Genomic DNA, 22,190 nt, shown 5'->3' with positions numbered 1-22,190 from the left:
TTTCGACGGACAGGACAGGCCCGTCCGGGGCGGGACTCAGTCCTCGCCCGCCCGCAGCGCCAGCCACAGCTCCATCCGGACGTCCGTGTCGTCCAGCGAGCGGCCCAGCAGCTCCTCGACCCGGCGCATCCGGTAACGCAGCGTGTGCCGGTGCACGCCGAGGTCGGCGGCCGCCGCGTCCCACTGGCCGTGCCGGGACAGCCAGGCCCGCAGCGAGGCGACCAGGTCGCCCCGGGCGGTGCGGTCGTGCTCGCGCAGCGGGCGCAGCAGGCCCTCGGCGAACGCGGTGACGGCCTCCTCGCCGAGCAGCGGGAGCAGCGAGCCGGCGCCGACCTCCTCGTGGTCGACGGTGCGGCGGCCGCCGCGCTGGGCGACCGCCAGGGCGCGCTCGGCCTGGGCGTGCGCGGTGCCGGCGTCCTCCAGCGCGGCCGGGGCGGAGACGCCGAGCGCCAGGCCCTCGTGCTCCTCGACGGCACCCAGGCAGGCCCGGTGGACCGAGCCGTTGTCCAGCGCGAGCACCATCAGCCGCGGCCCGTGGGCGCCGTCCTCGCGGGCCACCAGCAGCTTCTCGCCGACCTTGCCGCCGGCCTGCTCGGCGCGGTCGGCGAGCTCGCCGAGCGCCTCCGCGGCCTCCGGGCCGGGCCCGGCGGCTGCCACCAGCACCCGGACGGTGCCCTCGGGCAGGCCGCCGAACAGCCCCGAAGCGACCTGCCGGGCGGTGCCGACCTCACCGGCCAGCACCATCCGCAGCAGCGCCGCGCCCATCTTCTCCTCGGCCTGCCGCAGCTCCCGGGAGCGCTCCAGGGTCAGGGTGAGCAGCGCGACGGCGGCGTTCAGCACGTACCGCTCGGTCGGGGTGATGCGGTCCTCGGTACCGACCGCGAGGAAGCCGCGCGGGCGGCGGTCCGCACCCAGCGACTGGACCACCACGTAATCCTCGTCGGCGGTGTCGATGGTCCCGGCCCGGCCCTGCAGCGCGGCGCTTGACGGCGCGGGGCGGCGGCGCAACCGGTCCACCTCGGCGGCCAGCCGGCCGGCCCGGCGGGCGGCCCAGTCCGGGGCGACCGCGGACAGCGCGCCGGAGCCGTCGTACAGCGCGGCCCAGCCACCCAGCCGGGCCGCCAGCCGGCGCACGATCGCGGTGGTGCCGTCCTTGCCGAGCGCGGCCCGGGTCAGCTCCTCCTGCGCCTCGAAACTCGTGGTGACGGCCTCGTACTGCTCGGCGGCGAGGGCGGCGGAGACCGCCTTGGAGATCGCGATGAACGGCGTCGCCTCGGGCACCCGCAGCAGCGGCAGCCCGCGCTGCGCGGCCGCGTCCACCAGCGCCTGCGGCACCTCGGTGTGCGACAGGCCGACCCCCAGCCCGAGCCCCACCACGCCGGCATCCGCCAGCCGGTGCACGTAGGCCTGCAGCCCGGCGGAGCTCTTGCCGAGCTTGATGCCGGTGGTGAGGAGCAGCTCGCCGCCCTCGAGGAACGGGGTGGGGTCGTCCAGCTCGCTGGTGTGCACCCAGCGGACCGGGCGTTCCAGGTGGTCCGCGCCGGCCAGGACCGTCAGGTGGAGCGTGCTCGTACGGACGACGGAGGCGAGTGTGGGGGGCATGGCACCTTCGGTGGTTCGACCTGGTCGCGCCGTTGCGACCGGGCGAGTGAGGGTTCTCCCCCCATTATGGACGCTCCGGACAAGCCGGAGTGCCGAAATCCGCCGGTCCGTACCTTCCGTAACCCAATGCTGACCACCCCGCGACCGCCCCCTGGAGATCGTCAGTGCCGAAGGTCGACCAGCAGCGGCGGCACCTGCTCCCCCGTCACCGAGGTCAGCGAGATCACCGCATGCCCGGACGGCAGCGCGTGCGCCAGGTCGGACGGCGACCAGCGGTGCCGCTCGACGTCCCGGGTGGTGACCGACTCGGTCTGCGCGGTCGTCCCCGACAGCGCCTTGCGCACCAGCCGGCCGACCCGGCGCATCGTGCCGCCGGACGTGTCCGGCGTATGGGTGACGGCCGTCTCCCGGACCAGGTGGGTGCCCCAGGCCTCGGAGAACAGCCGGCCGTCCCAGGGCGCGATGCCCGGGAAGGCCATCCGGTTGCCGACCGCGCCGAACAGCGGCGCCCGCAGCGCCTCCGGCAGGTCCGACAGCGTGCGCAGCAGCAGCACCACACCGGCGTTCGCGCCGCGCAGCCGCTGAATGCCGCGGATCGTCTGCGCGTCCACGGCAGCGGTGGCGTCGTCCAGCACCAGCCCGGCGAACAGCTCACGGTCGCCCCGGTCGGCCGCGGCCTGGGTGAACTGGCCGAGCAGCAGCCGCGACAGCATCCGGGCGGCCTCGGGGTGACTGCGCTCCGGCAGCTTCACCCGCACCCGCAACGGGTGCTCCAGAGCACGCATCGCGAACGCCGGCTTGGCGCCCGGACCGCCCGAGAAGCCGGGGGCCAGCGCGGGGCGGTCCAGCAGCGCCAGCCGGTCGGCGAGCAGCGCGCCCGGGTCGTCCACCCGGCCGTGCATCCGCTCCCGCTGCTGCAGGTCCGCCTCGAACTCCGCCCGCCGGCCCGACTTCTGCAACTGCTCCGCGAGCTCCGCCCAGCCCTCCCGGTCACCGGCCAGCAGCCCACGCAGCTCCCGCACCCCGGGATAACGGCCGTACGCCGCCCGGAACGGCCCGACCACCTGCTGCATCGACGTGCGGGCACTCTCCGCACGGGAAGCCAGCTCGTCCGGCAGCAACGCATCGGCCAGCCGCGCCGCCGCCTCGTCCGGATTCGGCGCGGCACCGTACAGATCCAGGCCGTACGGGGCGGACGGGTCGCCGGGGGCGATCACCACGTCGTACCAGTCGTCCGGGCCGAGGTCCGCGTCCGCCGCCCCGACCACCACCGCACAGGCCGCCCCCGCCAGCGCCTGCAGACACAACGCCTCCGCCACCGGCCGGGCCAGCGCCGCCGTCTTGCCCGTACCGGCCGGACCGACCGCAAGCAGCGAGGTGCCGAGCAGCGCCGGATCCAGCGCGAAGCCCGCATTGCGGTGCGTCGCCGGGTTCTTCGGCACGTCCTGCGCGGTACCCAGCCGCACCTGCCGCACCAACAGATCGTGCCGCGCGGCCCGCCCGCCGGGCAGATCCCGCTGCTCGGACGGGTGCGCGCAGGCGGCCGCGCCACGGCTGCCCACCTGCGCCGCGAACTCCTGTCGGCCGACCGCATCGGCGCCGACACTCCGCCACGCCTGGTGCAGCCGCACGTAATCCACATCCCCCACCGGCTCGCTCTCCAGCCGCCGCACCACCTCCCCGGCCGGCCGCAACTCGGCCCACACATCCACCACGGGCGCCGCCTCGGGCTCGGGCGGGGCGTCGGTGACGGTGCGGGAGACGAGCGGCATCAGGAAGCGCCGGCCGACCTCGCGCCAGCGGCCCATGCGGCCGAAGATCTTTATGGCCGCAGCGAGGACCAGCACATTCACCAGCAGAGCGAGCAGGATGGTGGGTGTCGTCGGAAGGTCTCCGAGGCCGAGCATGCCGAGGCCGGAGAGCGCGAAGCCGCGGCCGTAGATGAACACCAGCCACGCCACCACCAAATTCAGCGCCGCCCGCAGCAGCAGCGGCCCCACCGGGGTCTCGTTCTCGGCGGCGGTCCTGGGGTCGTACGGCGTGTGGTGCTGCCGGTAGATGCCGGGCGGGGCCTGGGGGCGGGGGGCGGTGGCCCAGGTGGGGAGGTGGAAGGGGGCGCGGGGTGGTGGGAGGTGGGGGTGGGTGTGCTGGGTTCGCGCGTCGTTCTGTTCCACTTCGGGGCCCCTCCTACGTTGCCGGCGGTGCCATACCCGCTCCGCCGTCCCACCGACACACCCGGGGCCAATGTAGTGGAGGAGTGAGGGCGAGAGCCGATCTTCGGCCACTGGCCGCCTAGGACAATTCGTAAAGCGCAGCAGTACCGAGTGGCGCATGCCCGACAAACGGGGCCCGCCGTAGCCTGCGATTACCGCGCCTTGAGAACTTGGAGAACACAGATGAGCGCTGCAACGCCGCTCCCGCAGGAGCGCCGCCTGGTCACCGCGATCCCCGGCCCGAAGTCGCAGGAGCTGCAGTCGCGCAAGCTCGGCGCGGTGGCCGCTGGTGTGGGCACCACGCTGCCGGTTTACGTGTCGCGTGCCGGTGGTGGCGTGCTGGAGGACGTGGACGGCAACAGCCTGATCGACTTCGGTTCGGGCATCGCCGTCACCAACGTGGGCAACAGCGCCGAGGCTGTGGTGGCGAAGACCACCGAGCAGCTGGCCGCGTTCACCCACACCTGCTTCATGGTGACCCCGTACGAGGGTTATGTGGCCGTGGCGGAGCAGCTGAACGAGCTGACCCCGGGCGACCACGCGAAGAAGACCGCGCTGTTCAACTCGGGCTCCGAGGCCGTCGAGAACGCCGTGAAGATCGCCCGCGCCTACACCAAGCGCCAGGCTGTCGTGGTGTTCGACCACGGCTACCACGGCCGCACCAACCTGACCCTGGCGCTGACGGCGAAGAACATGCCGTACAAGCAGGGCTTCGGTCCGTTCGCCCCCGAGGTCTACCGCGTGCCGGTGGCCTACCCGTACCGCTGGCTGACGGGTGCGGAGAACGCCGCGACCGAGGCTGCCAAGCAGGTCATCGACCAGATCAACAAGCAGATCGGCGCCGAGAACGTCGCCGCGATCATCATCGAGCCGATCCAGGGCGAGGGCGGCTTCATCGAGCCGGCCAAGGGCTTCCTGCCGGCGATCGTGGAGTTCGCGAAGGCAAACGGCATCGTGTTCGTCGCGGACGAGATCCAGACCGGCTTCTGCCGCACCGGCCAGTGGTTCGCGTGTGAGGACGAGGGCATCGTCCCGGACCTGATCACCACCGCCAAGGGCATCGCCGGTGGTCTGCCGCTGTCGGCGCTGACCGGCCGCGCCGAGATGATGGACGCCGCGCAGACCGGTGGTCTGGGTGGCACCTACGGTGGCAACCCGGTGGCCTGCGCGGCCGCGCTGGGTGCCATCGAGACCATGAAGGAGCAGGACCTCAACGGCAAGGCGCAGCGGATCGGCGAGATCATGCTGGGCCGCCTGCGGGCGATGCAGGAGAAGTTCGACATCATCGGTGAGGTCCGCGGCCGCGGCGCGATGATCGCTGTCGAGCTGGTGAAGCCGGGCGGCAAGGAGCCGAACGCGGAGGCCACCGCGGCCATCGCGAAGGCCTGCCACGCCGAGGGCCTGGTCGTGCTGACCGCCGGCACCTACGGCAACGTGCTGCGCTTCCTGCCGCCGCTGGTGATGCCGGAGCACCTGCTGAACGAGGGCCTGGACATCCTGGAGTCGGCCTTCGCGGGCGTCTGAACCCCAGGTAGTACCCCCTGAGCGGCGCGAGGGCCGGACGGAAGCGGATCCCGTCCGGCCCTCGCGCGTTCTGCTGTCCGGCCCCACACGGCCGGCCCCGGGCACCCGGGCCGCCCAGCCCCGCGCGTCCCCGCCGTTCCGCTCCGCGCATCCCCTTGTTCGACGCCGCGCTTGCTGCCGTTCCGCGGCGCGCGTTCGACTGTTCGACCCTCGGGTGGAGGTTGCCCCGCCGGTGGTGAAGATGCTGTGCACGAAACCCCTTCGGCCGTTGGTACGCCCCGGCTTTGACGTACTGTCATCACAGATGGACAGCGAACCTCAACCACTGCCCACACCCCCGTCCGCCGTCGAGGCGGGCGAAATGGACCGATCGACCGGCCGTCCCGCCCACACCCCCCGGGCCGCACGGCGCGGCGATCGCCTTGGCCGCCCCGGAGCTCTCCCCCCTGCTCCGGGGCGGCCTATTTTTGCTGTCCTGCCCATGACACTCGCCGTGCTGCTGGCGGTGATCTCCTGGCAAGTGGCGGTGGACGGCCCGCTGCTGGGGATCGATCCGGCGGTGCGCGACGCGGTGCGGCACCTTCGCCGTTCGCTGCACTCCGCGCTGCTGAACCACCTGGGCGTGGCGCTGGCCGACCTGGGCGGCGGGGTGCCGGCCGTCCCGGTGCTGCTGGGCTGTGCGGGCCTGGCGGCCTGGCTGGCCCGGCGCGGCGGCCGGCCGCGCTGGTGGACGCCGGTGCCGGTGGCCGCCGTGGCGGCGGTGCTGATCCCGCTGCTGGTGGTGCCGGCCAAGGCCTGGTTCGCCCGGCCCGGCCCGTTCGGTGTGGCGCTCGCTCCGGGCCAGTGGGGCTGGTACCCGTCGGGGCACACCGCGACCTCGGCGATCGCGTACGGGACGGCGGCGCTGCTGCTGGCCCGGGTGCTGCCGGCGTGGCGGGCCCGGCAGGTCGGGTGGGTCACCGCCGCGGTCTGCCTGGGGGTGGGTGCGGGGCTGGTGTGGAGCGACTTCCACTGGCTGCTGGACGTGGTCGCCAGCTGGTGCCTCTCGGGCCTGCTGCTGCTCGCCCTGCACCGGATGCTGCCGCGCCTGCTGCCGGAGACCGACGCCTGACGCTGCGCCGGTTCGCAGTTCGGTCCGGACCATTGACGCCCTTCCGGCTCGCGCGCACCCTGTTCCCCACCCATCAGCACGCGATCGCCGGGAGGCGAATGTGCGTTCCCCAGTCATGCCCATGACGCGTTTCTCGGTGGCGGCCTCGCTGCTGGCCCTCGCAGTGACGGCGCTGCCGGCGCAGAGCGCGACGGCGGCGGCCGCCCCGATGCAGGTCTACGGCGCCTGGCACTGCAGCAACGACGCGTGCACCTGGGCGAAGGTCCGGGACATGGCGGAGTTCGACGCCGCCAACCACTGGCTGATCGACCGCGGCGACGGCCGGCCCTCGGTGAACGTGGTGGTGCTGAGCTTCGTCAATCCGCTGCGGCTGCTGAACGGCACCACCGACGCGGGGGACGCCGCGGGCGTGCCGGTGGGCATGAACCAGCAGGTGGTGGACTACTTCACGGCCCGCGGGATCCGGGTGATGCTCTCCATCGGCGGCATCACCTACACCGGCGACTGGGACTCCGCGCTGGCCCAGAACGGCACGCTGCTCGGCCAGAAGGCGGCGGCGCTGGCGGGCAGGCTGGGGGTGGGCATCGAGATCGACTACGAGAACAGCAGCAGCCCGAACCTGACGGGCCTGCAGGCCTTCGTGGACGCCTACCGGTCCGCCCACCCGTACGACGCCTCGGGCGCCGATCCGACCGCCCGGCTGACCATCGACGTCGCGGCCGGCGACCGCTGGCTGAGCGGCATCGACCAGTACGCCACCGCGCACTGGCTGACCACGGGCAGTCCGGTGCTGGACTACGCCAACGCGATGGTGCCGAACAAGCAGCCCTCGGCGTCCACGGCGACCGCCAACTGGCAGGAGCACCTGGACGGCAAGCCGACGTACAGCCCGCCGATCCCGCCGCTGGCGCCGGCCAAATTCACCGGCAGCCTGTACATCGCGGAGGGCTCGCAGATCCGTCCGGAGTGCACCGACTTCGCCAACTCGGCGCAGAAGGCCACCGGCAGCTGGGTGCAGAACGCCGCCCCGAACGGGGCGGGCACCAGCACGGGCCTGCTGGGCTTCATGTTCTGGGCAGCCGAGAAGCCGTCCACCCGGGGCGTGACCACGGCGCCGCCGAACAGTTGCGAGGGCGGCGTCGGGGCGGGCGCGACGGCGTTCGCCGTGCCGGTGCCGATGCCGGCGCTGCGGCAGAGCTGAGCGGGCAGCGGGCAAGTGGGCAGCGGGCAGCGGCCAGCGGCCAGCGAGCAAGTGGGGCCGGTCAGCCCTCCTCGCCGGTCAGGCGCTGGACGGTGCCGGCCTCGCCGCCCTCCCGCTGCCAGGCGACCACCAGCTCGTCACGGGTGCCGAAGCGGACCAGGTGGCGGCCGACCACGTCCTCCAGCTGGGGCAGGTTCTCCTCGGCGCCCTCGACGGCGAGCAGCAGCGCGCCGTCCTCGGCGGTGAGTTCGGCCTGCCCGGCGCCGAAGACCAGCGAGCCGCGGCCGGTCTCCTCGGACCACTCGGCGGGGACCTTGCGGCCCATGTGGGCGGCGAGCTGCTTGGCGTAGCGGGCGGGACGGTCAGTGGCGACTCGGGCGGTGGAGCGGGCCATGGCGGAACTCCTCGATGCACGGACGACTTAGGCTGCCCTAAGCTACTCGATTACTGAGCCAAGCTCAACATCTTTTCGAGCCGGGACCGCTCGCCCTCCGGACGGCGGCAGGCCGACCGCTACCCTGTGCCCATGACCTCCCCCGGCCCGGCCGACACCGCCGCGGAACTCGCCGACGCCCTCACCCGGGCGATGAAGCGGATCCGCCGGCGGACCATGCAGCGGCTGGAGCCGTACGGCATCACCCCGGCCCAGGCCCGGGCACTGCGCACGCTCGCCCACGCACCCGGCTGCGAGAGCGCCGAGACCATGCGGCTGAGCGAGCTCGCCGAGCGCCTGCACATCGCGCCGCGTTCGGCGACCACCGTGGTCGACGCCTTGGAGGAGGCCGGCCTGGTCGCCCGCACCCCCGACCCGGCCGACCGCCGGGCGGTGCGCCTGGTCCTGACCGCCGCCGGGCACGGCGCGCTGGAGCGGATCTCGCAGGTCCGGCACGAGGTCGCCCAGCAGTACTTCGGCCCGGTCAGCCCTGCCGAGCAGGACGCTCTGCTGCGGGCGCTGCGTCACGCCGAGGAGGCGTACGAAACCGGGCCCAGACCGTAGCGGGCACCGCGCCCAGACCGATCCCGACGATCACCAGCACCGTCGCCGCGCCCGCCGCCGGGCTGAACCGCTCGCCGAGCAGCAGCGCCGCCGAGGACATCCCGAACACCGGCACCAGCAGCGAGAACGGGGCGACCACCGAGGCGTCGTAGCGGCGCAGCAGGTGGCTCCAGGCGACGAAGCCGAACAGCGTGGAGACCAGCCCGACGTACAGCACCACGCCGACTCCCGCCCAGCTGATGCCGCGCAGCGCGGCCCAGTCCGCGGCCGGGCCCTCGACCAGCAGGGACAGGCCGAGCAGTGGCAGCGGCGGCACCGCGGAGACCCACACCATCCAGCGCAGCGCGTCCGGCGGGGCGGCCTTGCGGGTCAGCACGTTGGCCAGGCCCCAGGCCGCGGCCGAGCCGATCAGCAGCGCGAAGGCGCCGGCCGGGCCGTGCACGCCGCGGTCGACGGCGGCCACCGCGATGCCGGCGAAGGCCACCACGAGGCCGGCGGTCCGCACCGGGGTGGGCCGTTCGCGCAGCAGCCCGGCGGCGAACAGCGCGGTGAACCCGGCCTGGCCCTGCAGCACCAGTGAGGACAGTCCGGCCGGCATGCCGGCGTGCATGCCGAGGAACAGCAGCCCGAACTTCACCACGCCGAGCGCCACCCCGACCGCGAGCACCCAGCGCCACGCCACCCAGGGCGGGCCGACGAGGAACACCGCGGGCAGCGCCACCACGGCGAACCGCAGCGCGCAGAACAGCAGCGGTGGGAAGTCGTGCAGGCCGACCTCGATCAGCACGAAGTTCAGGCCCCAGACGGCGGCGATCAGCACCGCCAGCGCGACATGACGGGGCCTCATGGCCGACGTCGAAGACGGAACGGAGGACAGGGCGGAAGAGGGCATGGCATGAGGATCGCCCGCCACAACCGTTCAGCACCAGCGACAGTTCCTCAACCCAACCGTTTAGCATTGCTGCATGATTGATCTGGGACGCCTGCGCGCCCTGCACGCGGTCGCCGTGCACGGCTCGGTCGGCGGCGCCGCGACGGCGCTCGGCTTCACCCCGTCCGCGATCTCCCAGCAGATCGCCAAGCTCGAACGCGAGACCCGCACCGTGCTGCTGGAACGCCAGGGCCGGGGCATCCAACTCACCGACGCCGCACGCGGGTTGGCGGACACCGCGCAGCGGGTGCTGGCGCTGGTCGAGCAGGCCGAGGTGACGCTGGAGGAGCAGCGCGGCCGGGCCACCGGGCGGCTGCTGGTCGCCGCCTTCGCCACTGCCTCGCGCGGCCTGCTGCCCGGCGTGCTCGCCGAACTCCACGCCGACTACCCCGAGTTGGAGGTCCGGCTGCTGGAGAGCGACCCGTACCCGGCGGCCGAGCTGGTGGCCCGCGGCGAGGTGGACCTGGCGGTGGTGCAGGACTGGGTGTCCGTGCCGCTGCCGGTGCAGGACGGTGTGGACCGGCTCGATCTCGGCACCGACCCGGTCGATCTGCTGCTGCCCGCCACCCACCCGCTGGCGGCGCTCGACGCCGTCCCGATGACGGAGCTGCGCGGGCAGCGCTGGACCAGCGTGCCGCCGGGCAACATCTGCCACGACTGGCTGCTGCACACCATGCGCGGGATCGGCGAGGAGCCGGACGTCCGCTACCAGGTCGGCGAGTTCGAGAGCCAGATCGCGCTGATCGCGGCCGGCCTCGGCCTCGGCCTGGTCCCCCGGCTGGGCCGAGGCCCGCTCCCGCCGGAGGTCGCCGCCCGCCCGGTCACCCCGCGGCCGTTCCGCCGGGTGTACGCCCTGTGGCGCACCCAGACCTCGCGCCGCCCCGCCGTCACCGCCACCCTGGACGCGCTGCGCCGGCACTGGGCCGCCCTGGACCTCTGACCCGGACGTCAGGTCAGCCCGACCACCAGCCACATGAATCCGACGCCCAGCAGGGTGCAGACCAGGGTGGTGCGCGAGGGGTGCGGGCTGTGCGCCTCCGGCAGGATGTCGGAGGTCGCCAGGTACATCAGGAACCCGGCGAAGAACCCGAGGTACAGCCCGAGCAGGTGCTCCGGGATGGTGAACAGCAGCGTGATCGCGGCGCCGGTGACGGGGGCGACGGCGTCGGCGGCCAGCAGCGCGACGGCCCGCCGCCGGTTGTTCCCGTACAGCCGGGTGATCGTGTAGGTGTTGAAGCCGTCCGCGAAGTCGTGCGCGACGACGGCGACGGCGACCACCGCGCCGACCGTGGTGCCGGCCTGGAAGGCGGCGCCGATCGCGAAGCCGTCCATCATGCTGTGCAGCACCAGCGCGGACGCGGCGGCCAGCCCGACGCCCTGTTCGCGGTGCCGATGCCCGGGCCCGTGTCCGTGGCTGTGCGCGGCGTACTCGCCCTCGTGGCCGCGGTGGATGGCGACGGCCCGCTCCACCACGTGGATCAGCAGGAAGCCGGCGGCGAACATCAGCAGCGCCTCGGGCACGCCGTGGAGTCTCTCGGGGGCCTGCTCCATCGCCTCGGGGAGCAGGTCGAAGGCGACCACGCCGAGCATCAGTCCGGCGGCGAAACCGAGCACCAGGTGGCGGCGGTCGCCGGTGCGCTGCGCGACGAAGCCGCCGACCAGCGTCATCAGGAAGGCGCCCGCGGCGACCAGCACGGCAGTCAGTTTCGGCCTCCCCCGACTCGCGCCGAGGGCCGGACGGCCGCGCGGACCGCTGCCCACGGCTGCCCAGTCGTCCGGCCCGGGCCGGTCGGTGCCGGGCCCTGCGCTCCACTGTGCGGGCCGCCCCGCGGCCGCGCCGTCCGGCGGACCCACCGGGGTGAGCCGCCGCCGCGCGTGATTGCGCGTCAGCCGTCCCCGGCGGCCCGGTAGACGGCGGCGAGCTGCGGGGCGCCCTGCTCGGCCCAGTCGGCGCCGAGGGCGGTGACGTCGAGCTCGAAGCCGGTGGCCAGGACCATCAGCGGGCGGCCGTCGAAGGCGAGCCGCCAAGCCGAGCCGGGAATCCGGCGGCGGATCACCGTGCCGAGGTAGAGGCCGGCGTCGATGCCCAGCCACTGGGAGACCTGCGGGTCGTCGCGCCAGCGCGGCAGCAGCTGGTCGAGCGCGGTCAGCGAGTCGACGGTGTCGTCGAGTTGCACGCCGGCGGCGTCCGCGAGTTCGCGCAGCAGGCCGCACTCGGCGTACATCCCGGCCATCGCCTGTTCGCGGGCCTCGGCGGTGTGCCGTTCTGCGTTCTCGACCGGGCGCCGGCCGAGGTATCCGTTCTCCACGGCCCAAGCCTGTCACCTCGAACGGCGGAACGGGAGAAGGCCGGACGGGACCCGCCGGGGTTTCCGACGGGCCGTCAGGACGTCAGTGGCAGCGCCAGGTGGGTGAGGGCGAGTTCGCGGATGCCCTGGCCGTCGACCAGGTGGATCCGCTGGTAGCGCTCCTCGGTGGTCAGGTCCACCGCCTCGTCGGTGAACTGCCCGCAGGTCATCCGCAGGCCCCGGTCGGCGCCCTCCTCGCGGACGGCCTCGGACAGCGTGGCGATCTCCTCGGCGGTGACGGGCGCGGGGCCGCGGGACGCCCACACCACCCAGCGTCCGGGCAGCCGGCTGCCGGGCTGGCCCTCGGCGGTGGCGACCAGTCCGGCCGGGCCGCGCAGCCGCACGCTCCAGCCCTCCAGGCCGCCGGCGGTGAGCACCGCCCGGACCAGCAGAGCGAATTCGCCGGGCGACAGTTCGCCGAGCGCGGGGACCGCGGCGTCGGCGGTCCCCCAGGGCACCACCGCCTCGTCCGCGTACGGGTCGGGGGTGATCACGGCGGCGAGCGCGCGCAGCCGCAGCAGCGACTCGTCGTGCTCGGCGTCCGCGTACACGCCGTCGTCGCCGAGATGTCCGGAATCGGGGACCAGCCGGGTGCGGGCCAGCGCGTCGCGGTCGGCGTCCACGCTGAGCAGGCAGCGCGGGGGGCGGCCGGGCAGCCGCAGCCAGCCGTTCAGCACGACGCCGGCCAGCACGTCGTCGGTGTCGACGGCGTCGGCGGCCTGCAGGGCGCGCAGCGCTAGGCGGGCGGCCAGCCGCAGGTAGTCCGCGCGGACATCGGCGTCGGGGCGGTGGACCGGCTCGACGGTGCCGTCCTCGGTGAGCCGGTAGCCGGACAGCGCGGGGACGGTGTCCAGCGGCGGCAGGTCGAGGTCGAGGACGGCGGTGCGGGTCAGCGCCCGGAACACCGCGTGGCAGGGGGCCGGCAGATCGCGGGTGGAGCCTTCGGCGGCGGCCAGGGCGCGTTCCAGCAGCGATTCGACGGCTGCCGGCTCGGCCTGCCGGTACGCGCGGCGGCACTCCTCCAGGCTGTCGTTGTACTCCTGGACGGCCCGGGCGCGGGCCTGTTCGGCCTCCTCGTGGGCCTGCCGGGCGGCGACCGCACCACTGTCGGCCAGGTCGGCCTGCCGGGTGCGCCACTCGCGCAGCTCGCGCTGGTGGCGCAGCCGGGCCTGGGCGAGTTCGCGCTGGTAGCCGGAGTCGAGCAGGCGGCGCGAACGGGGCTGGTCGGGGTCGCTGTCGACGGGCTCGGGCGGGGCGAAGTCGGCCCAGGCGGGCTCGGGTTCGGCGTCCGGCGCGGCGTCCGGGTACGGCTTGGGGCGGTAGCTGCGCAGCTGGCTCTCGAAGTCCATCGCGGAGACCGGTTGGGCGGCCCGGCGCAGCAGGTCGGCGAGGCGTTCGTGGTCGGCCTGCACGGCGAGGGTGCGGTGGTGGGTGAGCGCGGCGGCCCGGCCGTGCGCGGCCACCGGGTCGGCCACGCCGTCCGGCTCGGGAACGGAACCCGGCTCGGGAACGACGGCGGGTGCGGGGACGGCGGCGGGCGCGGGTGCTGCTGCGACGGCGGGCTCGGACGGGGGTGCGGCGGGCGCGGGGACGAAGACGGGTGCGGGCGGCTCGTCCTCGTCGGCGCCGAGTTCGCGGAACAGCGAGGCGAGGAACCCGGGCTGGAGCACCGTGGCGGTGCCGTCGGCGCGGCCCTCGGATGGATGCTGCATCGGCGGTCGTTCCCCCTGCTCGTCCGGCGCACGTCGGAGGGCCGCCGTCGGCGGGGGCCCGATCAGCATTGTCCCCCGTCCGGCGCTCCGGGTCAGCCAACCTTCGGGGTTTGGCCGAGCGTTGACGCAGGATCAGCCGACCGTGCCCGATCCGGGCTCCCGGGGGCGGCCCTCGGGAGCCCGGATCGGGCGCGGCGGTTCAGTTGGTGCGGGTGTTGGTCAGGTGAAGTCCGATGTAGCCGACGTAGATCCGGCCACTGCCGGAACAGTCGTCCAGGTAGTGCACCCGGGGGGCGGTGCCGCCACCGCCGATCCGCAGGTGGGCGCCCATGAAGGCGCGGCAGGAGGAGTCGACGACGGCGGGGACCGGCAGCATCCGCTGGCGCTTCCACTTGCCGTGGCTGGCGACGGTGCGGGACTCGCCGCGGACCGCCTTGCGCGGCGGGAAGCGGTGGCAGCCGGGCGGGGTGTGCTCGCACCACTGCTTGAAGTCGCCGCCGGCCTCGCCGCGCACGGCGGCGTCCGCGTACTCCTGGAGCGCGGTCAGACCGTCCCAGGTGAGCCGGGCCCAGCCGGGGCCGTCGGCCTGGCCGTCCAGGGCGAGCGTCTCCTTGCTGTCGCCGGTGAACTCCAGCAGCGGGAACTCGCCGAAGCGGTCGACCAGTTCGCCGAAGCTGACCGGGTCGGTGCCGCACCGGGAGCGGCGTGGCGGGCGGGGCTGCTCGACCCGCAGCCGGCAGCGTTCCAGCCGGACCGCCGGGTGCGCGGGGCGCTCGGGGGCCTTGCGCACCTCGGGCGGCAGCCACAGTTGCGGCACCGCGTCCAGCGGGGCGGGCGGCGCGAGTTCGGCGGCCACCCGGCGCGGCTCGCGGGCCAGCAGGGCGGCGGCGCGGCGCAGGTTCTCGTCGATCCGCTGGCGCGGCAGGACGGGGTGCCGGGCGGCGTCGGCGCGGGACGCCGGGTCGACGTCGGGCAGGAAGGTGCGGACCGCGCCGCCGTACACCTTGTGGTACTCGAGGGCCAGGTTGAACCGTGGCAGCGCGGTGTGCCCGAGCACGTACATCGAGGCCAGGCCCGGGAGTTGACGCAGCAGCGGGCCGAGCACCTCGTCCTGCCACTGCTCGATCGGCACCGCGGGCGGCACGCTGGCCACCACCGTCGGCAACTGCCGTTCCGGGTCGCACAGTTCGTCGATCAGGTCGTCCAGGTCCGCGGGCCCGAGCAGCCGCGGGGCGACCGCCAGCGGCACCGGGCCCTCGGTGGCGTCCAGCAGCGGCAGCAGCCGGCGGACGAGCTCCGGGACGGGGACGCGGCCGTGACCGGCCAACGCGGGCCCGGCGGGCAGGTGTTCGGCCTCGACGCGCAACCGGGTCGGGCCGTCGGCGTCCTCGGCGGCGAGGGTGAGGGTCAGTTGGTCGATACCGTGCGGAGCGGGGGTGCGCAGCCGGCGGCGGCTGTAGCGGGCTTCGGGGCCGCGGCCGGGCAGCGGTCCGCCGTCGCGGTCCAGCAGCACCCGGTCGCCGAGCCGTAGTCGCTCCGGCAGGGCCCCGTGCTCGCGGGGCGGGGGCTCGTCGTGGCCTTCCGCCTTCAGCCAGGCGGCGAGCAGGTGGTCGACGAGGGCGGTCGTGTCGTGGTGCGGGCGGGGTGTCGCGGCCGTCAGCCGATAGGGCGGCTGGGCATGGTCGGTGGGCATACGCGGAACCTCCCGAAGTACGGTGCTGCGGTCTGCGAGTCCTCCTTCCGATGCCGTGCCGGATCGTGGTGTCCTGTCTAGGAGACGAAGTGACCATGAGGGGAAGTTCCTACTCCGGCCCCGTTTCCTTCGTTCGGGTGTCATCGGACGGCAACCGGAACTCCGCCCGCGCCGCCTCTGCTACCCACCCGCCCGCGGTTGATGCCGTCCGCCCGACTCCCGCGCCGGCCCTGGAAATTGGCCGAAAACGACCGCGGTTCGGGCCCCACCGGGCGCCCCGGCCCCTCACGCCCCGGGCCGCGCAGTCCTGTCGGACCGCGCGGGCCCTCGTGGACCTCTCAGACCTCGACCTCGACGAAGGTCCGCCCGGCCGCCTGCGCGCTGGCCGAACCGCCGGTCGCCTCGGCCAGCCAGGTGTGGAACTCCGTCACCTCCGGCTCGGGGACGCCCACTTCGATCCGCACCCCGTCCGCCAGGTACTCCAGCCCGGCCACCGTGTACCCGGCCGCCCGCACGTCGTTCTCCAGCCGCCCGGCCCTGGTGTGGTCCACGGCCACCGACAGCAGCGCGACCGGACGCCGCTCCAGCAGCCCGATCTCGTCCAGCGCCTCCGACACCGCCGACCCGTACGCCCGGACCAGGCCGCCCGCGCCCAGCTTGATCCCGCCGAAGTACCGGGTCACCACCGCGACCGTGTCGGTCACCCCGCGACGCCGCAGCACCTCCAGCATCGGCACGCCCGCCGTCCCGGCCGGCTCGCCGTCGTCGCTGGACCGCTCGCGCGGCTGCTCCTCCCCCACCACGAACGCCGTGCAGTTGTGCCGGGCGTCCCAGTACTGCTTGCGGATCGCCGCGATGAACGCCTGCGCCGCCTCCTCGTCCGCGACCCGGGCCAGGTGGCAGATGAACCGGGACTTCTTGATCTCCAACTCGTGACTGCCATCGCCCCGGACGGTCAGGTACGGCTTCGGGCTCGGCTCGGCCATGACGCTGGTGCTCTCCGCTGTCGCTCTCCACCCGGCACCGCCTCGAACAGCGGCCACCGGTCTCGCCGACCAGCCTAGGGCCTCGGCTCCGGGTCACGCGGGGCCGTAGCTGCTCAGCGGCCCGCCAGCGCGTGCAGGGCGGCCCGGTCCAGGCCGGTGCGGGCGGTGATCTCAACAGGGTCGAGGGCGCCGCAGTCCAGGCCGCGCAGCAGCTGGCCGCTGAGGGCGCGGGCGGTGGCGGGCTCGTCCAGCACCGCGCCGGCGGACTTGGCGAGGTATCCGGCGAGCCGGGCGCAGGCGGCGTCCAGGCCCTCGCGGTGGAAGGCGTACACGGCGGCGTAGCGGGTGGGCAGTTGGGCGGGGTGCAGGTCCCAGCCCTGGTAGTAGGCACGGGCCAGCGCGCGGCGGATCAGGCCGTGGTGCAGCCGCCAGGCGGCGTGCACCTGCTCGACGGAGCCGATGGGGAGCACGTTGGTGGAGCCGTCGGAGAGCCGGACGCCGGTGCCGGCCGCGGCGACCTGCATGACGGCCTTGGCGTGGTCGGCGGCCGGATGGTCCGGGCTCTGCTGGGCCGCGGCGACCCCGCAGGCGGCGCTGTAGTCGAAGGTGCCGTAGTGCAGCCCGGTGGCCCGGCCCTCGGCGGCCCCGATCAGCAGCGCGACGGTGGCCCGGCCGTCCGGGCCGAGGACGGCCTGCGTGGTCTCGATCTGGATCTCGAACCCGAGCCGCCCCGCGGGCAGCCCCGCCCGCCGCTCGAAGTCCGCCAACAGCCGGGCCAGCGCGGTGACCTGCGCGGGGTGGCTGACCTTCGGCAGGGTGAGCCGCAGGCCGTCGGGCAGCCCGCCCTCGGCCAGCAGGGTGCCGAGGAACACCTCCAGGGTGCGGATGCCGCGGGCCCGGACGGCGGCCTCCAGGCACTTGGTGCGGATACCGATGTACGGCGGCGCGCTGCCGTCGGCCGTCGCCGTGGCCACCAGCTTCGCCGCCCGCACCGCCTCGGCGTCCTCCTCGGTGTCGGGGCGCGGCCCGTAGCCGTCCTCGAAGTCGATCCGCAGGTCCTCGATCGGCTCGCGCGCCAGCTTGGCCCGCACCCGGGTGTGCACGTCCGCGAGCAGCGCGTCGTCGGGCACCCCGAGCGCCTGTGCCAGGCGCGCGGGCGTCCCGGCGTACCGGTCGAACACGTCGAGCGCCTGCGCGCTCCACTCGCGGACGGTGTGCGCCCCGAACGCGTCCGCCGGCACGTACACGGTGTGGACGGGCTGCCGGCCGGGCCGCTCGCCCGGGTAACGGCGCGTCAGTTCGGCGTCCACCGGCGCCAGCAGCGCCTCAACGGCGGCCCGGGCGGCGTCCGAGAACGCGACCTGCCGGGCGGGTCCGGGCTGAGCGGGCTGAGCGGGCTGAGCGGGCTGTGGCATCCGGGGCTCCTTCACTCACCGCACGGCTCAACGAAACGGTCCGGCGAAGGTAGTGCTGCCCCACCACAGCGTCAATGGCCGCCCGCCGGGAGATCCGGCGGGCGGCCATGGCACGAGGGGTGCGGTGCAACGACGAGTTGAGGCGGCGTCACCGCAGGAGAAGGACGGTCACTCCCGGCCCGACTCCATGTACCGCTCCTGGAGCTCGTCCCAGATCTTCTCGACGTCCTTCACCGCCACGCCGCCGTCCGGACGCGAGCCCGGGACGCCGCGCTGCGACAGGTACTCGGCGAAGCGGCGCTCGTCCGGCTGGCGCTGGTTCTCCTCCATGTAGCCGACCAGGGCGGCGAAGCACTCGTCCGCGTCCAGCGGCTCCGCCCCGCCCGCGAACGGACGGCGGGCCGGAGTCTCCTCCGCGCCCTGGTCGAAGGGCAGCGTCTCCGCCTCCATCATCGCGTCCAACCGCAGCGGCCGGCCGCCCAGCCGGATCGGCTCGGCCTCCTGCTCCTGCATCGGCTGCTGCTGGGGCTGGGGCGCGTGTGCGGCCTGCGGCGCGTACGGACCCTGCGGACGGGACGGGCCGCGGCCGTTCGCCATCACCCGCTCCGGCTCGGCGCCGGCCGGACGGTAGCCCTCGTCGTAGCCGTCCTGCTCCGGGTACCCCGGCTCGCCGTAGCCCTGGCCCGCGTAGTCCTGCTCCGGGTACGCGTCGCCCGGCTGGTAGCCCGACTGCGGGCGACCCGGCTCGGCCTCGTCCTGCGGGCGCGGGGCCTTGAACCACGGCGACGCCTGGCCCGGCACCCGGGCCGTGTGCACCTGGTCGGTCTCCGCCAGGTGCGAGCGCACCGGACGGGCCGTCCACACGTTCAGTTCCGAGGAGCGGTCCACCACCGGCGCGGCCTGCGCGGCCTCCGGGTCCTGCTGGTCCCGCAGCCGCACCGCGGCCAGCTTCGCCAGCGTCGGCACCGCGACCGCCGCCGACACCGGCGGCACCGCCTGCTGCGGCTGGGGCTTCGGCTTCGCAGCTGCGGGCGCGGGGGCGGGCGCCGCGGCAGGCCCGGCGGCCTGGCCCTGGTTCGGTGCCGCCGCACCGATCGCCGGAGGCTGACCCTGCGTCACCTGAGTGGCAGCCGGCACCGGACGGTCCGCCTGCACCGTCTCCTCGGTCTCGGGCGCCGCACCGCCGTGCACCTGGAGCGGGCCGTCGATCCGGTCCAGGATCGACGGGTCCAGCGGCACGCCGTACTTCGCCAGCTTCAGCGGCAGCAGCGCCTGGAACGGTGCCGACTTCCGCCAGCCCCGCCCGTACCGGAACCGCAGCTGCGCGCGGTACACCAGCCGGTTCTGCTCCAGCCGCACCGTCTCGTCGTACGAGCGCAGCTCCCACAGCTTCATCCGGCGCCACAGCCGGAACGTCGGCACCGGCGAAAGCACCCAACGCATCAGCCGCACCGACTCCATGTGCCGGTCCGCGGTGATCGCCGCGATCCGTCCCACCGCGTGCCGGGAAGCCTCGACCACCACCACGAACAGCACCGGGATCACCGCATGCATCGCCATGCCCAGCGCGTCGCCCCAGGACGCCGCCGCGTTGAACGCGATGGTCGCCGCCGTCAGCAGCCACGCCGTCTGACGCAGCAACGGGAACGGGATCCGCAGCCAGGTCAGCACCAGGTCCAGCGCGAGCAGCACCACGATGCCCGCGTCGACGCCTATCGGGAACGCGTAGGCGAAGGCACCGAAGCCCTTCTCGATCGCCAGGTCCCGCACCGAGTTGTACGACCCCGCGAAACCGATGCCCGAGATCACACACGCGCCGACGGCCACCACGCCCAGCAGAGCACGGTGCGCGCGGGTAAGGGAAGGACGTGCCATTCAGTGATCAACCCCTGGGACTCGGCAGCTGCCGTAGGACCTGTAGCCGCCGAGTACACGTCCCCGCCCGGGGCGCACGACCGCGGGACAACCCGGTGTTGATGCGCCGTTGACAGACTCGGCCCACCGGATACTACTCGCACGGGCGTTCACCCATGTCGCCAGGCCGGACCGGCACCACTCCTCCACTGGTCCGCACCACCGCGCGCACCGCACTCACGCACGCCGTCGCAGGCCGCGCACAATCGCACGACGACGTCTCGCCGGCCCCGCCCGGGCGCTACCCGGCGGCCGGCCGCTCCGCCGCGCCGTTCAGGTACGCCAGCACCGCGAGCACCCGGCGGTTGCCGTCCTCGGTGGGGGACAGCTCCAACTTCCCGAAGATGTTCGCGATGTGCTTGGCCACCGCCCCGTCACTGATCGTCAGCCGCGCACCGATCGCCGAGTTCGAGCAGCCCTCCGCCATCAGCCCCAGCACCTCCCGCTCGCGCGGCGACAGCCGCTGCAACGGCTCCGAACCCGCGTTGTGCTGCAGCAGCCGCCCGATCACGTCCGGATCCATCGCCGTCCCGCCGGCCGCCACCCGGCGCACCGCGTCCACGAACTGGTCCGCGTTGAACACCCGGTCCTTCAGGAGGTAGCCCACCCCGCCGGTGCCGTCCGCCAGCAACTCCCGTGCGTACAACTGCTGGACGTGCTGCGACAGCACCAGCACCGGCAGGCCCGGTATCTCCCGACGTGCCGCCAACGCCGCCTGCAGCCCCTCGTCCGTCAGCGTCGGCGGCAGCCGGACGTCCACCACCGCGACGTCCGGCCGCTCCGACAGCAGCGCCGCCAGCAGGTCGGGCCCGGTCTCCACCGCGGCCGCGATGGTGAACCCGTGGACCTCCAACAGCCGTGTCAGGCCTTGGCGAAGGAGGTAGAGATCCTCGGCGAGGACAACGCGCACGGCAGCTCCATCGTGATGGTGGTCGGCCCGCCCACAGGACTGTCGAGCGAGATCACTCCGTCGAACGTACCCAACCGCCTCTCGATCCCGCGCAGTCCGCCGCCTGTCTCCATCCGCGCACCCCCGTGCCCGTCGTCCGTCACCACCACCCGTAGCCGGCCCGCCCGGTGCAGCACATCCACCCACACCTGCCTCGCCCGCGCGTGCTTCGCCGCATTCGCCAGCAACTCACTGACGCTGAAGTACACCGCCGTCTCCAACGACGCCTCCGGACGCCCCGGCAGGCTCACCGTCACCTCCGTCGGTACCACCGCTGTCAGCGCCAACTCCCTTACCGCATCCGGCAGTCCGCGCTCCGCCAGCACCGGCGGGTGGATGCCCCGGACCAGATCCCGCAGCTCCTGCAACGCCTTAGCCGAGGACTCCCGTGCCTCTGCCAGCAACTCCCGCGCTGCCGTCTGGTCGCTCCCCATCAGGTGCTCGATCGTCCCCAGCGTCAGCCCGATCGCCACCAGCCGCGCCTGCGCCCCGTCGTGCAGATCCCGCTCGATCCGCCGCAACTCCGCGGCCTGCGCGTCCACCGCGTCGGCCCGAGTTTCCGTCAGATGCGCTACCCGTTCGGTCAGTTGGGCCCGGCTCTGTTCCGGCCCACCGCCCAGCACCCGGCACGCCAACTCGTGGTGGGCTCGCACCGCCCACGGCATCGCCAGCAGTCCGACCGTCATCATGGCCACGCCGATGAGCACAGAGATCAGCAAGTTCGTCAGGTGGTTGTAGATCCCGAAGTAAATCCGGTGGTCCACCTGTGTCGTCAGAATGAAAATCAGCCCGCCCCAGACCAGCACCATCGGCACGCCCAGCAACGCCACCACGCCCACCGGATTCGCCAGCAGCCACAGCCCTTCCCGCCGCACCTGCCGATCCCGTACCGCCCACTGCACGAACTGCACCAGCCGCGCCACCTCCAGCCTCCGGTGGTACGAGGCCCCCGTCCACCAGAACCCGCGCGCGTCCTGCTCCAACGGCTCCCGCGTCGAATACACCACCCGCCAGGGCTCCCCGGACACCTGCTCCACGCGGTGCCGCGTCCACGCCGCACCGTACCGCACGAGCAAGTACAGCACCGACGCCCCCACCACAATCGCACTCGGCGCCGCAACGAACGGCGCGAGCGGCCCCCCATCAAACAGCTGAACCGCCGTCAGCGCCGTGAACACCGCCGCCAACACCGGCACCACCGGCCCCGCAGCAGCCGCCACCGCCATCACCACGCCCTGCCCCCAGGCCCGCACCCCTGCCCGCAGGCGCTCCCCCACAACGGACCTGACGGCCCCACCGTCGAACCATGTTGTCGTCGCCAAGGCCTACTCCCCGAGATTGATCGCCGTCCCCAAGAACGCTCTCAGTCTCTCCCCGGCACCCCGGCCGGCACATTGACCGTGCCACCCGTCTTTCAGGTGGACCTAACTCCACCCCGATCGGTGGTGACTGGTCCCGGAAATGCAAGAAAGCCCCCCGCCAAAAGGCGGGGGGCTTTCTCTGAATGATTGTTCGGCGGCGTCCTACTCTCCCACAGGGTCCCCCCTGCAGTACCATCGGCGCTGTGAGGCTTAGCTTCCGGGTTCGGAATGTA

Annotated in this window: 18 protein-coding genes and 1 rRNA gene; 5 read left to right on the top strand and 14 right to left on the bottom strand. The window is 73.9% G+C overall.

Annotated features, from left to right (window positions below; all coding sequences use genetic code 11):
* Window positions 1-36 precede the first annotated feature (36 nt).
* On the bottom strand, window positions 37-1,602 hold the full coding sequence (locus ACFYST_RS35255; RefSeq protein WP_387649732.1) for a PucR family transcriptional regulator: 1,566 nt from the start codon (window positions 1,600-1,602) through the stop codon (window positions 37-39).
* Between the two features lie 161 nt (window positions 1,603-1,763).
* Window positions 1,764-3,776 carry an ATP-binding protein gene (locus ACFYST_RS35250; protein WP_387868424.1) on the bottom strand — a complete coding sequence of 671 codons (2,013 nt, stop codon included), beginning with the start codon at window positions 3,774-3,776 and terminating at the stop codon, window positions 1,764-1,766.
* A 222-nt stretch (window positions 3,777-3,998) separates the two neighbouring features.
* On the opposite strand from ACFYST_RS35250, the gene gabT reads away from it, so the two are divergent.
* The 3 genes from gabT to ACFYST_RS35235 all read left to right on the top strand — a co-directional run bounded on the left by gabT (window position 3,999) and on the right by ACFYST_RS35235 (window position 7,651).
* A complete protein-coding gene (gene gabT, locus ACFYST_RS35245) occupies window positions 3,999-5,339 on the top strand; it encodes a 4-aminobutyrate--2-oxoglutarate transaminase (protein WP_387649738.1) in 1,341 nt (446 codons plus the stop codon).
* A gap of 481 nt (window positions 5,340-5,820) precedes the next feature.
* Window positions 5,821-6,450 carry a phosphatase PAP2 family protein gene (locus tag ACFYST_RS35240; RefSeq protein ID WP_387868422.1) on the top strand — a complete coding sequence of 210 codons (630 nt, stop codon included), beginning with the start codon at window positions 5,821-5,823 and terminating at the stop codon, window positions 6,448-6,450.
* Window positions 6,451-6,571: 121 nt separating this feature from the next.
* Complete coding sequence (locus ACFYST_RS35235; RefSeq protein ID WP_387649743.1) at window positions 6,572-7,651, top strand: glycoside hydrolase family 18 protein; 1,080 nt, start codon at window positions 6,572-6,574, stop codon at window positions 7,649-7,651.
* Between the two features lie 61 nt (window positions 7,652-7,712).
* On the opposite strand, the gene ACFYST_RS35230 is transcribed toward ACFYST_RS35235, so the two are convergent.
* Window positions 7,713-8,045 (bottom strand): DUF2218 domain-containing protein, encoded by a 333-nt coding sequence (locus ACFYST_RS35230; RefSeq protein WP_387649746.1) that lies wholly within the window; start codon window positions 8,043-8,045, stop codon window positions 7,713-7,715.
* Between the two features lie 132 nt (window positions 8,046-8,177).
* On the opposite strand from ACFYST_RS35230, the gene ACFYST_RS35225 reads away from it, so the two are divergent.
* The gene (locus tag ACFYST_RS35225) at window positions 8,178-8,648 is read left to right on the top strand and encodes a MarR family winged helix-turn-helix transcriptional regulator (protein ID WP_387649749.1); all 471 of its coding nucleotides are present in this window, start codon (window positions 8,178-8,180) and stop codon (window positions 8,646-8,648) included.
* Here the strand turns inward: ACFYST_RS35225 and ACFYST_RS35220 are convergent.
* Window positions 8,569-9,495, bottom strand: coding sequence for an EamA family transporter (locus ACFYST_RS35220; RefSeq protein WP_387868420.1), 927 nt, complete (start codon window positions 9,493-9,495; stop codon window positions 8,569-8,571). The two genes, ACFYST_RS35225 and ACFYST_RS35220, sit on opposite strands and share 80 nt — an antisense overlap.
* A gap of 118 nt (window positions 9,496-9,613) precedes the next feature.
* On the opposite strand from ACFYST_RS35220, the gene ACFYST_RS35215 reads away from it, so the two are divergent.
* Entirely contained in the window at window positions 9,614-10,519 is a 906-nt protein-coding gene (locus tag ACFYST_RS35215; protein ID WP_387868416.1) for a LysR family transcriptional regulator, read from the top strand.
* An 8-nt stretch (window positions 10,520-10,527) separates the two neighbouring features.
* Here ACFYST_RS35215 and ACFYST_RS35210 read toward each other — a convergent pair whose 3' ends face one another.
* From ACFYST_RS35210 to rrf, 10 genes are all read right to left on the bottom strand, one after another.
* The gene (locus ACFYST_RS35210; RefSeq protein WP_387868459.1) at window positions 10,528-11,247 is read right to left on the bottom strand and encodes a ZIP family metal transporter; all 720 of its coding nucleotides are present in this window, start codon (window positions 11,245-11,247) and stop codon (window positions 10,528-10,530) included.
* A gap of 218 nt (window positions 11,248-11,465) precedes the next feature.
* Entirely contained in the window at window positions 11,466-11,888 is a 423-nt protein-coding gene (locus tag ACFYST_RS35205) for a DUF6278 family protein (RefSeq protein ID WP_387649758.1), read from the bottom strand.
* Window positions 11,889-11,962: 74 nt separating this feature from the next.
* On the bottom strand, window positions 11,963-13,639 hold the full coding sequence (locus tag ACFYST_RS35200) for a restriction endonuclease (RefSeq protein ID WP_387868414.1): 1,677 nt from the start codon (window positions 13,637-13,639) through the stop codon (window positions 11,963-11,965).
* A 199-nt stretch (window positions 13,640-13,838) separates the two neighbouring features.
* A complete protein-coding gene (locus tag ACFYST_RS35195; protein WP_387649763.1) occupies window positions 13,839-15,332 on the bottom strand; it encodes a hypothetical protein in 1,494 nt (497 codons plus the stop codon).
* 338 nt (window positions 15,333-15,670) lie between these two features.
* Entirely contained in the window at window positions 15,671-16,318 is a 648-nt protein-coding gene (locus tag ACFYST_RS35190) for a YigZ family protein (RefSeq protein ID WP_387868411.1), read from the bottom strand.
* Window positions 16,319-16,431: 113 nt separating this feature from the next.
* A complete protein-coding gene (locus tag ACFYST_RS35185; protein ID WP_387868409.1) occupies window positions 16,432-17,733 on the bottom strand; it encodes a DUF6986 family protein in 1,302 nt (433 codons plus the stop codon).
* 168 nt (window positions 17,734-17,901) lie between these two features.
* The gene (locus ACFYST_RS35180; RefSeq protein ID WP_387868407.1) at window positions 17,902-19,608 is read right to left on the bottom strand and encodes a DUF2637 domain-containing protein; all 1,707 of its coding nucleotides are present in this window, start codon (window positions 19,606-19,608) and stop codon (window positions 17,902-17,904) included.
* A 280-nt stretch (window positions 19,609-19,888) separates the two neighbouring features.
* Window positions 19,889-20,557, bottom strand: coding sequence for a LuxR C-terminal-related transcriptional regulator (locus ACFYST_RS35175; protein ID WP_387649774.1), 669 nt, complete (start codon window positions 20,555-20,557; stop codon window positions 19,889-19,891).
* Window positions 20,509-21,918 (bottom strand): sensor histidine kinase, encoded by a 1,410-nt coding sequence (locus ACFYST_RS35170; RefSeq protein ID WP_387868405.1) that lies wholly within the window; start codon window positions 21,916-21,918, stop codon window positions 20,509-20,511. The genes ACFYST_RS35175 and ACFYST_RS35170 overlap by 49 nt, the downstream gene beginning before the upstream one ends.
* A gap of 188 nt (window positions 21,919-22,106) precedes the next feature.
* A 5S ribosomal RNA gene (gene rrf / locus ACFYST_RS35165) occupies window positions 22,107-22,190 on the bottom strand; the annotation flags it as partial.

The sequence above is a fragment of the Kitasatospora sp. NPDC004614 genome, from assembly GCF_042873675.1.
GTDB lineage: Bacteria > Actinomycetota > Actinomycetes > Streptomycetales > Streptomycetaceae > Kitasatospora.
Note: the sequence above shows the minus strand (reverse complement) of the source record. Positions and strands in the feature narration are given on the sequence as shown.